The 13076-nt window shown below is 63.1% G+C and carries 10 protein-coding genes and 1 pseudogene; 5 read left to right on the top strand and 6 right to left on the bottom strand.

The features are described 5' to 3' along the window. Positions 1-771: a methyltransferase domain-containing protein gene (locus tag AC0L21_RS19580; protein WP_027568788.1), complete on the bottom strand. Its 771-nt coding sequence runs from the start codon at positions 769-771 to the stop codon at positions 1-3. Positions 772-940: 169 nt separating this feature from the next. Here AC0L21_RS19580 and AC0L21_RS19575 point away from each other — a divergent pair, with 169 nt between their 5' ends. Then, positions 941-1684, top strand: a complete 744-nt coding sequence (locus AC0L21_RS19575) for an SDR family NAD(P)-dependent oxidoreductase (RefSeq protein WP_473263455.1) — start codon at positions 941-943, stop codon at positions 1682-1684. 654 nt (positions 1685-2338) lie between these two features. Further along, complete coding sequence (gene lpxD, locus AC0L21_RS19570) at positions 2339-3373, top strand: UDP-3-O-(3-hydroxymyristoyl)glucosamine N-acyltransferase (RefSeq protein ID WP_473263453.1); 1035 nt, start codon at positions 2339-2341, stop codon at positions 3371-3373. Here the strand turns inward: lpxD and AC0L21_RS19565 are convergent. From AC0L21_RS19565 to AC0L21_RS19550, 4 genes and pseudogenes are all read right to left on the bottom strand, one after another. Next, a pseudogene (locus tag AC0L21_RS19565) lies at positions 3370-3494 on the bottom strand (isocitrate/isopropylmalate dehydrogenase family protein); the annotation flags it as partial. The gene lpxD and the pseudogene AC0L21_RS19565 overlap by 4 nt on opposite strands. A gap of 6 nt (positions 3495-3500) precedes the next feature. Next, positions 3501-4511, bottom strand: a complete 1011-nt coding sequence (locus AC0L21_RS19560) for an ABC transporter substrate-binding protein (RefSeq protein ID WP_473263452.1) — start codon at positions 4509-4511, stop codon at positions 3501-3503. A gap of 166 nt (positions 4512-4677) precedes the next feature. Further along, positions 4678-5601, bottom strand: coding sequence for a c-type cytochrome (locus tag AC0L21_RS19555; RefSeq protein WP_473263451.1), 924 nt, complete (start codon positions 5599-5601; stop codon positions 4678-4680). A gap of 311 nt (positions 5602-5912) precedes the next feature. Further along, positions 5913-6974, bottom strand: coding sequence for an isocitrate/isopropylmalate dehydrogenase family protein (locus AC0L21_RS19550; protein WP_473263450.1), 1062 nt, complete (start codon positions 6972-6974; stop codon positions 5913-5915). A gap of 170 nt (positions 6975-7144) precedes the next feature. Here AC0L21_RS19550 and AC0L21_RS19545 point away from each other — a divergent pair, with 170 nt between their 5' ends. Then, on the top strand, positions 7145-8533 hold the full coding sequence (locus AC0L21_RS19545) for an MFS transporter (protein WP_473263449.1): 1389 nt from the start codon (positions 7145-7147) through the stop codon (positions 8531-8533). 4 nt (positions 8534-8537) lie between these two features. On the opposite strand, the gene AC0L21_RS19540 is transcribed toward AC0L21_RS19545, so the two are convergent. After that, complete coding sequence (locus AC0L21_RS19540) at positions 8538-10157, bottom strand: B12-binding domain-containing radical SAM protein (RefSeq protein ID WP_473263448.1); 1620 nt, start codon at positions 10155-10157, stop codon at positions 8538-8540. Between the two features lie 258 nt (positions 10158-10415). Between AC0L21_RS19540 and AC0L21_RS19535 the strand changes: the two genes are divergently transcribed. Together AC0L21_RS19535 and AC0L21_RS19530 are read left to right on the top strand one after the other, a co-directional pair. Beyond that, positions 10416-10865, top strand: a complete 450-nt coding sequence (locus AC0L21_RS19535; RefSeq protein ID WP_247360071.1) for a (2Fe-2S)-binding protein — start codon at positions 10416-10418, stop codon at positions 10863-10865. A gap of 11 nt (positions 10866-10876) precedes the next feature. After that, entirely contained in the window at positions 10877-13063 is a 2187-nt protein-coding gene (locus AC0L21_RS19530; RefSeq protein WP_473263447.1) for a xanthine dehydrogenase family protein molybdopterin-binding subunit, read from the top strand. Positions 13064-13076: the final 13 nt, after the last annotated feature.

Raw genomic sequence — 13076 nt, 5'->3', positions numbered from 1 at the left:
TCAGCCGTTGCGCTGGGCGACCATGAACAGACGCCGGAACGGAAACAGCGTCTGTCCCGCGGCGTTCTTCGGATAGGCTTTCGCGACCCGCATCCCATAGGCGGCTTCGAACGCGGCCTTCTCGTCGCCCTGCAAGATATCGAGATAGCGCGTGAGCCAGGTCCCCTTGGTCCACTCCTTCACGGGATTCTCGCCTTCCAGCACCTGCAGATATTCGGTCTCCCAGATGTCGATATTGGCCGACATCGGAGCAAGAAGACCGTGATAATAGGCCGGCGCTTCGACCGGCGGCGGCGTGACGAGATGCTCGACCTTCGACCGCCAGGGACCGTTCAGCGCCGTCTCGCCGATCAGCACATGCGAGGGCGCTAGAAAGTTTCGCGGCATCTGCACCGCGAGCATCCCGCCAGGCGTCACCTTCTCCATGATCGACGGAAACAGTGCCGCATGATTGGGCAGCCAGTGCAGCGCGGCATTGGAATAGACGACGTCATATTGCTTCGTCGGGCGCCAATGGCCGAGGTCCTCGTGTGACCATTCCACGTCCGGCGCCGCCTTGCGACCGGCGGCGACCATCTCGGCTGAGCCCTCGACACCGGTCACCGTCGCGTCCGGCCAACGCTCCTTGATCAGCTTGGTGACGTTGCCGGCGCCGGCGCCGAGATCGGCAACGGCACGCGGACCAGAATCCGGAATCCGCATCAAGAGGTCAACGGCGGGCCGGAGCCGGTGGCCGGAGAATTTCAGATATTGCTGCGGATCCCAGACCATCGCTCGGCGCCTTTTCTTTTTCGTGTTTCCTTCAACGCGGCTCTTGGTTACCACTGCTCGTCCCGGTCGGGCAAATCAGGCTGACGGGGACAGGGCAGGAAACGAACAGAAAAACGATCAGCCAAACCAACAGCGACAAGCAGAAAAGCAAACAAGAGGGCGTGTCACCATGGATCTCGGGCTCACATCGAAAACCGCCGTCGTCACCGGAGCGAGCGTCGGCATCGGCCGCGCCATCGCCAAGGGCTTGGCTGCCGAAGGCGTGCGCGTCGTGGCCGTGGCACGGCGCACCGACCTGCTCGCCGAACTGGTGAGCGAAGTCGGCTCCGGTCTGATCACGCCATTCGAGCAGGACGTGATGGCCAAGGACGCGGCGGAGAGGATTTCGGCCTTCGCCGTGAGCGAGCTCGGCCATGTCGACATCCTGATCAACAATGCCGGCGGCAGCCGCCCCCTCCCCGTCGATGCGCCGGACAGCCAATGGGACGAAGCGATCGCGCTGAATTTCACCAGCTACCGCCGCATCGCGCATGCGCTGCTGCCGCAGATGATCGAACGCAAATGGGGCCGCATCGTCAACATCACCGGCAAGTCCGAGCCGGAAGGCCTCAACGCCGCGTTCGCCGCCAAAGCAGCCGTGCACGCCTGGGCCAAGGGCCTGTCGCGCGAGATCGGCGAGCACGGCATCACCATCAACTGCATCCCGCCCGGCCGCATCATGAGCGAACAGATCCGCCGCAACTACGCGCCTGATTATCGCGAGCGCTTTGCGGAGGAAGAGATTCCCGTCGGCTATTGGGGCGAGCCGGAAGATCTCGCCGCACTCGCGGTGTTTCTGGCGTCACCCGTGGCGCGCTACATCACGGGCACGGTGATCCCGGTGGATGGGGGACTGCGGAGGTATCAGTTCTGAAGCTATCATCCCCGGACTCCATCAGCCCCGAAGGCAGTCCTATCCGGACTGTCTTCAGGAGGAGCGGAAAGTGCCAGTTCGCTCTGAGGAGCTGGCTAAGGACACCAGCAGAGCGCAGACGAACCCGCCGCAATCATCTGCATACCTCAAAAGGATCTAGCGGCCTGCCCGGTAGCAGCCTTGGAATGGTGCGGCGTGAGGTCCTGCCAGACAGGATAGTTCCCGTTTGGCATCGCCGCTTGGCCGAAACCAACGTAAGCCATAGCTAGCGGCCCGCGACTGATCAATGCCGTCGCAATGCAGCTTCGCCTTTTGGACAGCGATGGAACCGTATCGCCAGCGAGTTACCCAACACGCAGCATTTCGAGTTCTTTGGAGGCCCCACAACGGATGATCCTTGATCATTGATCTAAATCAACCGACCACAGGTCGGTTCGTTCTCCTCTCAAACGAATCGCTGGTCATAGCAATCGTACCGAAATCGACCGATCGAGCTTCAATTGGAGAAAGGATGAAGCAGACTTGGTACGTAACCTTTGAATTGCCCTTACGGAGCTTTTCAAGGTTGGACGCAAGACCAACAAGAGCGGCGATTCAGGTTGCAGCGATATCGCCTCACCCTATTCGCGATCGTTCTGCAATGAGGGAGGGGATATGCGAGACGGCAAGTTCTTCGATAGCCCCGCAGGCTTGACGGTAGCCAAAATTATCTCGCTAACCGGCGCCGAATGTCACGACGCGACACGACTTTCACATCTGATTACAAACGTTGCGCCACTCGAACTCGCCGGGCCGAATGACCTCGTTTTTATCGAAAGCGGCAAGTATGCCGACGCGCTGACCAGAACGGGCGCCGGGGCCTGCCTGATGCTTCATCGCTTCGAAAGCCGCGCCCCAAGCACTCTCATCTCGCTGCTTGCGAAGCAGCCCTACCAAGCATTTGTCGACGTCCATACCGAACTTTACCCCCGATCTCTTCGGCCCACCTCCGTTTACGAAGCCAGCGATATAGCTTCCGGCTCGACGATCCATCCAACTGCGCGCCTTGCTGGCGGAATCACGGTTGATCCGGGAGCCGTGATCGGACCCCGAGCTGAGATTGGAGCGGGAAGCATCATCTCCGCAACGGCCGTGATCGGCCCGGATGTTCTGATAGGCCGCAACTGCACGATTGGCGCGGGCTGCTCGATTACACATACGCTTATGGGCGAGCGCGTCGTGATCCATCCGGGTTCCCATATTGGGCAGGACGGCTTTGGCTATGTCGCCGGTGCCCGATGGCAAAAAGTCCCGCAGACCGGGCGAGTCATTATCCGTGACGACGTAGAGATCGGGGCCGGCACGACGATTGATCGGGGCGGCATAAGAGACACGATCATCGGAGAAGCCACAAAGATCGACAACCTCTGTCAGATCGGTCACAACGTAGTCATTGGCCGCAATTGTATCATCGTCGCACAATCGGGTCTTAGTGGCAGCGTTACGATTGAAGATTTTGTCGTCCTTGGTGGCAGAGTTGCGATTGCTCCTCACGTCACGATAGGCAAGGGTGCAAGGGTGGCAGGGGGATCGGGAGTTATGACCAACGTTCCCCCGGGAACGACCTGGGGTGGCTATCCAGCCCGGCCTAGAATGCAATGGATGCGGCAACTCGCTACGCTGGCTCGACTTACCAAATCGGGCATATAGCTGAGCAACAGAGCGCCCGACAGGATCAGCGAGACCGGATTGGCGAGATGTCAGCCGCCGAGCCGTGCACGGCCTGCTCCATGGCGCGGCTGTGACCGACATTGAGCGAGCCGCCGCGGCCCCACTGTTATTCGATCACGTCGTCCGCGCGCACCAGCAACGACGGAGGTATCTCCACGCCGAGCGCCTTTGCGGTCTTGTGGTTGATGACGGTCTTGAACTGCGTCGGCTGCTCGATGGGAATCTCGGCGGGGTTGGCACCCTTCAATATCTTGTCGACGAAAACAGCGGCGTGGCGGAACATTGCGGTGAAGTCCACACCGTAACCCATCAGGGCCGCCCCCCGGGAGGCGACGATGGGTGCGGCAACCGATGGCACGCGGCACTTGTCCACAATCGCGGCCACCATGGACGTGTTGGTGACAAACGCGTTTGCGTCCGTGATCACGAGGCCGTCCATCGGGTTAGAGCCGACGAGTGACAGCGCGCTTTCGACATCGCCGGGGACGTCGACCTCGATAGCTAGTAGCTCCATCTTCAATGCCTGCGCGGCGTTCCTCATGGTGCTCATTGTAGCGTTGTTCAGTGGATTTCCTCGCTGCATGAGCACCCCTACGCGTCGCGTCGAGGGAGCCAAGCCTGCGAGAATCTCCAAGCGCTTTGCAGCCAGTTCTGTCAGGAAAAAGGTTTGCCCCGTGATGTTGCCGCCTGGATGAGCCATACTGGCTGCAAGGCCTATGGTCACCAGATCGGGGCCCACGATCATCACCGTCGGAATTTTTGTCGTCGCGTTGTGAGCGGCAAGAATCCCGGGAAATGTGGCTGTGACGAGAACGTCAACATCAAGAGCGACAAGTTCATTCGCAAGCGCCGGCAGCCTGGCGTCGTCGCCACCGGCGTCCCGGTATTCGACATGAACGTTCACGCCGTCAACCCAACCGAGATCGCTGAGCCCCTTGAGGAACGCGTCGACTTCCAAATTCCGCGGTGGGGGGAGGAGAAGGCCAATTCGCGGCATTCGCTTCGCTTGCTGTGCTCGCGCTGCCAGAGGCAACGCAGACGCACCACCAACCAGAGTCAGGAATTCTCGTCGTTTCATTACCAATCCAATCTCATACACCCGGCTGAGAACAGCCATTATTCTACGTTGGTCCAAGCGAGCCGATGACCGGGTCGGGTGAAAGGCGGCAGTCTGCACCGGAGCGATGACATCTGCTCTACCAGACTCCGGACCTGCCGATGCCCCACGCCAACCGACGCTTAGGGCCAAGGAGCGACGTTATCCCCCGCAGCAGCGGCTCGGATCATGGGGAGAGCGACGCCACGTAGGCAGCCAGCGCGATCATGTCGTTCTGCGACAGCTTTTCGACAGTCTGTTGCATCAGGGAGCTTGTGCTTGCCACGCGCCCCCCGCTTTGGAATTCATGGAGCTGGCGCACGATATAGGTCGGCGAGCGCCCGGCAATTGCCGGAATATCACCGACGCCTTTCAACTCCGGACCGTGGCAGCTACCGCAGGCAACGGTTGTTCCCGATCCGCCCGTCTTGGCGAGTGCTTCTCCCCTCGCCAGGCTTCCAACCGGCACATAGGCCGTGAAGGTCGCCCGGGAATCTCGAAGCTCGAACTGATCTACATCGTCCGGTACCTCGACGATGCGCGGGCCGAGAGTTTCGGAGCCGCCCTCCGGGCTCTTGACGTAGAACAAGCGGGACGGGCCCGTCTTTGGAATGCTCTCGCTTTCGACGACCTTGATGATCTGCTTGGGCTTCTGCGCAGAGAAATAATCTGCCGCGGCGCGCACCTCGGCGTCCGTCATGCCTTTGACTGACGCCATCATCAATTGTGTGGAGGGCCTCTCCGGCCCCGACATCTTTCGCGCGCCGCTTTTGAAATCGGCTAGCTGCTGAACGAGATAGCTCGCCGGCAAGCCCGCCAGACTCGCATTTTCAGGACCGCCGGTGCCCTCGACGCGATGGCACGATCCGCAAGCGCGGACATCCGGCTTTCGTCCGTTGGCAACGATCTCCGGCATGGCCGGATGGTCATCCGGATGCCAATCAGGCGCAAAGAAAAGGTCGCGCGCCTGCTTCCAGCTGAATGCGGCACTACTGCCGGCGAGTTGATTGGGCTTGTCGTCAGCCGGGGGCACCTTGACGGTCGGGTCCCACAAGAACGCCCAGGCCGGAAGGCCATTCTGGGCCAAGGCAGCGGTCGCGGTGAGGATCACGGTTGCCCACAAAATCGGCACAGACATCTTCATGGCAATAAACCTCTGCAAATGGATCGAGTAAATTCAGCGGAAAAGAAAAAATGAAACTCAGCACTTCGAAGCCGGCAATAGACTTTTGCCGACCGGTGCAATCCTGACATCCTGCCAGTGTTTTGCCCGACGGGTCAACGTCGCGGCAGCGGCAAATGTCGTCGTGACGCGATTCGAAAATCCCTTATCGATCAAGGGGCCTTCTACTGTGCATGGGGTTGTTTTCGCGTTTTTTGTTTTGGGCGCCTAAAAAAACACGCAAGACCCCGCATGACCACTCACCTCGCCTGCAAGATCTCCGCAATCGCCGCCCCCGCCGCGATCGTGCCGAGCTCGCCGCCGACGTCGCGCGTTGCCCTGCCCTCGCCGATCGCCTTCGCCACGGCCGCCTCGATCGCACGTGCGGCTTCCTCGTAGCGCACCGCGCCGCTGTTCTCGCCATGCCAGGCCAGCAGCAACGCCGCCGACAGGATCAGCGACACCGGATTGGCGACATCCTGGCCCGCGATGTCGGGCGCCGAGCCATGCGCGGCCTGCGCCATGGCGTGGCTGTGACCGACATTGAGCGAGCCGCCGAGGCCGAGGCTGCCGGAGAGCTCGGCGGTGAGATCGGACAGGATGTCGCCGAACATGTTGGTGGCGACGATGACGTCGAACCGGTCGGGGTTGCGCACCACATGCGCCGTCATGGCGTCGACGAGGATGTCGTCGACCCCAAGACCAGTATAGGCCTTCGCCGCTTCGCGGCAGATCTCGAGGAACATGCCGTCGCCGAGCTTGAGCACATTGGCCTTGTGCACGATGGTCAGATGCCTGCGCCGCTTCATCGCCAGCCGGCACGCCGCGTGCGCGATGCGCTCGCAGCAAAGGCGCGTGATCCGGCGCAGCGAAATCACGACGTCTGATGTGACCAGCATCTCGCCATTGCCCTGCTCCATGTTGCGGTCGGCGTAAAACCCTTCCGTGTTCTCGCGCACCACGACGAGGTCGAAATCGCCGACCCGCCCGGACCGCCCCGCATAGGTGCGCGCGGGCCTGACATTGGCGTAAAGGTCGAGGTTCTTGCGAAAATGCCGCGACGGGTTGAGCTCGCCATGGGCCTCGTCCTTGAAGTCGAAAGTCGCGGTCGGCCCGAGGATCAGGCCGTCGGCGGCGCGAACGATACCGAGCAGCTCGGGGCGCACGGTCGTGCCAAATTGTTGGAGGCTCGCATGGCCGACTGCGTGCTCCTCCAGGCGCAGATTGAGCTGGAAGCGCTCGGAGGCCGCGCGCAGCACGCCTGATGTCGCGGTCGTGATCTCGGGCCCGATGCCGTCACCGGGCAAAACGACGATGTGCATGGCGCTCCCCTGACATTGCAGCAGTTCGCGTGATCATACGCCGGCGCCCGGAATCATCGCCCAGCCTTCGCGCATACACTGCATGCAAGCATATGCCTGTGGCAGGCGGCCGCGCCGTAGTACATGCCAAAGTCCCCTGGAGCCGGCCGCCGGAGCAACGCGCCCACGCAATGACAATCACGTTACCTGCCACCGCGCGCAAGCCCGACCACCCCATTGCCGATGGCCTTCCGCCCGCACAGCGGCGCTGGGCCATTGCGGCGATCTTCACGGCGCTGGCGATGGCCTCGCTCGACACCGCGATCGCCAACATCGCGCTGCCCGCCATTGCCGGCGACCTGCATGTCAGCCCGGAGCAATCGGTCTGGGTCGTCAACGTCTACCAGATCGCGCTGGTGGCGACGCTGCTGCCGTTGGGAGCGCTCGGCGAGATCGTCGGGCACCAGCGCATCTATCTCGGCGGCCTGATCCTGTTCACCATCGCCTCACTGTTCTGCGCGGTGGCGTGGTCGCTGGAGAGCCTGCTGGTTGCGCGCACGCTGCAGGGGCTGGGTGCGAGCGGCATCATGAGCGTCAACACGGCACTGGTGCGCTTCGTCTATCCCAGCCGGATGCTCGGCCGCGGCTTCGGCCACAACGCGCTGGTGGTCGCGACCGCCTTCACTTTTGGCCCGTCGATCGCCTCCGCCATCCTCGCGGTCGGCCCGTGGCCATGGCTATTCGCCGTCAACATCCCGTTCGGCCTGGTCGCGATCGGCATCGGATTCGCGATGCTGCCGAAGACGCCGCGCGCCGATCACGGCTTTGACTTCCTCGGCGCGATCCTGGCGTCGGCCTGTCTCGGGTTGTTCATCACGGGCATCGGCAGTGCCGCGCATAATCTCTCACCGGTGGTCGTGGGCATCGAGCTGGTCACGGCTCTCGCGCTTGGCTTCATCCTGACGCGCCGCCACGCCGACCATCCCGCGCCGATGCTGCCGATCGACCTGTTCAGCCGGCCGATGTTCGCACTGTCGGCGGCAACGGCCGTGTGCTCGTTCGCGGTGCAGGGCCTCGCCTTCGTCTCGTTGCCGTTCTATTTCGAGGACGTGCTGGGACGTTCGCAGGTCGAGACAGGCTTCTTCATGACGCCGTGGCCGCTGGTGGTCGGCATCATGGCGCCGATCGCCGGACGCCTCTCCGACCGGCACGCGGTGGGATTGCTCGGCGGCATCGGCCTCGTGATGCTCGGCCTTGGCATGGCACTGCTGGCGATGCTGCCGGCCAACCCTGCGATCCCCGACATCATCTGGCGGATGGTGATCTGCGGCATGGGATTCGGCTTCTTCCAGGCGCCGAACATGAAGGCGGTGATGTCGAGCGCGCCGCCGCATCGCAGCGGCAGCGCCTCCGGCATCGTCGCCACCGCGCGCCTGACGGGGCAGACGACGGGGGCGGCGCTCGCCGCAGCCTGCTTCTCGCTGGCCGGTCACGACGGCGCAGTCGTGGCCTTGGCACTCGGCGCCGGCTTTGCCGCGCTCGGCAGCGTGATGAGCTTTTTGCGGCTGGCGGTGAAGTAGACCGTCAGGCCAGATGTCGGGCCGCCGTTACCTCGACAGTCGCCACCGGAACGACCGTCTCCTCGTCGAGCGCAGCGAGACGCTCATCGATGGCAGCGATGACTTTGCGCGAGAACGGCCCGAGATGCGCATAGGCCGCGATCATCTGCACGGCGATCCGCGCCGATGTGGTGTCGCGCTTGGCGCAGTTCATGAAGGTCTGCCACAGCGGCCCGCGCGCCTCGGGAAGGGCCGTGACCACCTTGTGCACCGTTTCCATCGCGCCGATCCGGGCGCGGATATCGCCTTCCGCGAGCTCCTGGCGCTGGCGAGAGCGGTCGAGCAGCGTCATCAGACGGTCGATGCGCCTTGCATAGGCGGCCGGGCTGTAGATGTGCTCCAGCACGCGCTTGTAGTCCGTCAGAATGTCGCGCAACGGGCGCACCGGATCGAAGTTGATCCCGGCGGTGCACTGATCCGCGCCGATGGTCGGCGCCAAATCGTGGCCCGGATGCAACCGGCCTTCGCGCTCCAGGCGGCGCGTCAGCTGCGTGTTCGGCAAGGCATAGAGCAGGCCGACCATGCTGACCGGGATCGCCGCCTCTTCGATGAAGTCGATCATGGCATCCGCCATCGAGAGCTTCTCATTGTCGAAGCCGACGATGAAACCCGCGGTGACGAGCATGCCCGCGGCGTAGATCTTGTGGATGCTCTCGGCGATGTTCCGCCGCGTGTTCTGCTTCTTCCGCATCGCGACCAGCGTCGCCGGATCGGGACTTTCGATGCCGACGAAGATGGCGAAGAAATTCGCCGCGCCCATCAGCTCCAATAGTTCGGGATCGTCGGCCAGATTGACCGAGGCTTCCGTCGACAATTCGAACGGATAGCCGTGAGCGCGCTGCCATTCGGCGAGCTGGGGCAGGAACAGCCGCAGCGACTTCTTATTGCCGATGAAATTGTCGTCGACGAAGTCGAGATGGCCGCGGTAGCCCATGGCGTAGAGCCTGTCGAGCTCGTTCAGCATTTGCTCATTCGTCTTGGTTCGCGGCACCCGGCCATAGAGCTCGATGATGTCGCAGAACTCGCAGGTGAACGGGCAGCCGCGGGAATACTGCACGCCGAGATAAAGGTAGTCCTCGAACTTGAGCAGGTCGAAGCGCGGCACCGGCGTCTTGGTGACGTCGGCCTGGAATTTCGGCGCCGTGAAGACGCCCGAGCGTGCGCCGCTGTCCCATGCCGCGATAAATTCGTGGAGAACGCTTTCGGCCTCGCCGAGCACCTGGAAGTCGGCCCTCTCATAGATATGGGGGCTCGAGGTGGGATCGGGACCGCCGACGACCACCGGCTTGCCCGCGGCACGGCAAATTTCGATCAGGCGCAGCGTGTCGGCCTGCTGCGGCATCATTCCGCCGGTGAAGACGACGTCGGCCCAGGAAAGATCCTCGTCGCTGAAGGATTCCGTGTTGCAATCGATCAGCCGGACCGTCCAGTGCTCGGGCAACATCGCGGCAACGGTGATCAGCCCCAAAGGGGCCGCGGGGCGCTTCACGCCCAACACTTTGCAGGATTCGCCAAAGCTCCAGAAGGACTCTGCCGAGAACAGCGGATAGAGCATCAGGACGTTGCAAGGCTGCGGTACGTTCATGGAACCTCTTTTTGGCTGATTCCACTGTAGCAGAGCATTGTCGACTTGCACCCCGGCAAAAGGGACAAACTGTCGCTCCGGTTCCAAAGGCGTCTGCGCGCGGAAGCCGGTAGACGTCGTCCCAAGCCATGCCGCGGGCGCCCAGGGAAGGAATCTCCGGCGGTTACCCCTCGGACTATTGATTTGAACCTTTCCAATTTGCCGGACACATTGCGCCCCTGAGTCCAATTGGTGGATTGGGCCAATCAGGGGACTGCGATGGCAAACCTAACAATCAACGGAAAAACCTTCACGCTCGACGTCGAGCCGGATACGCCGCTGCTCTGGGCGATCCGCGAAAATGCGGGCCTGACCGGCACCAAATATGGCTGCGGCATTGCACAATGCGGCGCCTGCACCGTTCACATCGATGGCGTCGCCACCCGCTCCTGCGGGGTTTCGGTCAGCGAGGCCGCAGGCAAGAAGATCACGACCATCGAAGGGCTCGCCTCCGGCAACGCACTGCACAAGGTGCAGGAAGCCTGGATCGCCCAGGACGTGCCGCAATGCGGCTATTGCCAGAGCGGCATGATCATGGCGGTGGCGGCGCTGCTGAGCGAGAAGCCGAAGCCGACCGACGCCGACATCGACGAGGCCATCACCAATATCTGCCGCTGCGGCACCTTCCAGCAGGTGCGCGAAGCGATCCACACGATCGCAAGCGCGTAAGGAGCCGCCAAATGAACAAGCATGTCTCTCCCAGGATGAACCGCCGTGCCTTCGTTGTCGGCACCGCCGCGGTCGGCGCAGGTCTCGCAATCGGCCTCGATATCCCCTTCGGCGGCCCCGGCGTGGTCCGCGCGGCCGACGGCTCCCCCGAGATCAGCGCCTGGGTCGTGGTCAGGCCCGACGACACCGTCGTCATCCGAATCGCCCGCTCCGAAATGGGCCAGGGCTCGCTCACCGGCCTCGCCCAGCTCGTCGCCGAGGAACTCGAATGCGACTGGTCGAAGGTCTCGACCGAATATCCGACACCGGGCCAGAGCGTCGCCCGCAAGCGCGTCTGGGGCGATTTCTCGACCGGCGGCAGCCGCGGCATCCGCTCTTCGCAAGACTATGTCCGCAAGGGCGGTGCCACCGCACGCGTGATGCTGATCCAGGCTGCCGCCGAGGCGTGGAAAGTGCCGGCGTCGGAATGCACGGCCGCCAACAGCGTCATCACCCACACGCCGTCCGGCAAGACCACCACCTACGGCAAGGTCGCCGAGGCCGCGGCCAAGCTGACGCCGCCGGCCGACGTCAAGCTGAAGGACCCCAAGGACTGGAAGCTGATCGGCAAGGGCGTGAAGCGGCTGGACACCGCCGAGAAGACCACCGGCACCATGATCTACGGCATCGACGTCAAGCTGCCGGGCATGCTGAACGCCGCGATCAAGGACTGCCCGGTGTTCGGCGGCAAGGTGAAGAGCTTTGACGAAGCCAAGATCACCGCCATGAAGGGCGTCAAGAAGGTCGTCAAGGTCGGCGATACCGCGGTCGCGGTCGTTGCCGATACCTGGTGGCAGGCCAAGACCGCGCTGGAGGCGCTGCCGATCGTCTGGGACGAGGGCGACAACGCCAAGGTCTCGAGCGAGTCGATCGCGAAATGGCTGACCGAGGGCCTCGACAACGGGCAGCCGGCCTATGTCGGCAACAAGAACGGCGACGCGAAGGCGGCGATTGCCAGCGCCGCCAAGAAGGTCGAGGCCGTCTACAGCTATCCCTACCAGAACCATGCCACCATGGAGCCGATGAACGCCACGGCGGTCTACACGGCGGACAAGTGCGAGGTCTGGTGCGGCACGCAGAATGGCGAGGCGGCCTTCGCGGCCACGTTGGAAGCATCGGGCCTGTCGGCGGAGAAGTGCGATGTGCACAAGGTGATGCCCGGCGGCGGCTTCGGCCGGCGCGGCCAGACCGACTATGTCCGTCAGGCCGTCCTGATCGCCAAGCAGATGCCGGGGACGCCGATCAAGCTGCTGTGGTCGCGCGAAGAGGACATGGCGCACGGCAGATATCACCCGATCACCCAGTGCAAGATGACCGGCGCGTTCGATGCGGACAACAATCTGGTTGCGCTGCACTACCGCCTGTCCGGGCAATCGATCCTGTTCTCGCTCCGTCCCGAAGCGCTGCAGAACGGCATGGATCCGGCCGCATTCCAGGGCGTCGCCCAGACCGGCGAAGCCGCGTTCGGTTACTCCGTGCCCAACCTCCTGGTCGAGCATGCGATGCGCAACCCGCACGTTCCGCCGGGCTTCTGGCGCGGCGTCAACGTCAATCACAACGCGATCTACATGGAATGCTTCATGGATGAGCTGGCCCAGGCCACAGGCCAGGATCCGCTCGAATTCCGCCGCAAGCTGATGGGCAATCACCCCAAGCACCTGGCGGTTCTCAATGCCGTGGCCGAGAAGATCGGCTGGAGCACCCCGGCGCCGCAGGGCATCTATCGCGGCATCGCGCAGGTGATGGGCTATGGCAGCTATGTCGCCGGCGCCGCCGAAATCTCGGTGACCGACGGCAACAAGATCAAGGTGCATCGCATCGTCGCCTCCACCGATCCCGGCTACGTCGTCAATCCGGCGCAGGTGGAGCGGCAGATCGCGGGCTCCTTCGTCTATGGCCTCTCCGCGCTGTTCTACGGCGGCTGCACCGTCAAGGACGGCAAGATCGAGCAGACCAACTTCGACACCTACAATTCGATGCGGATCAACGAGATGCCGAAGGTCGAATCGGTGATGGTGCCGAGCGGCGGGTTCTGGGGCGGTGTCGGCGAGCCGACCATCGGTGTCGCGGCGCCGGCGGTGCTCAACGCGTATTTCGCGGCGACGGGCAAACGCATCCGCTCAGTGCCGCTGCGCGACCAGAACATCACCTTCGCCTGAGAAACGCCGCGGC

The organism is Bradyrhizobium sp. WSM4873 (genome assembly GCF_055811355.1).
This window is presented reverse-complemented; position numbering and strand designations above follow the sequence as displayed.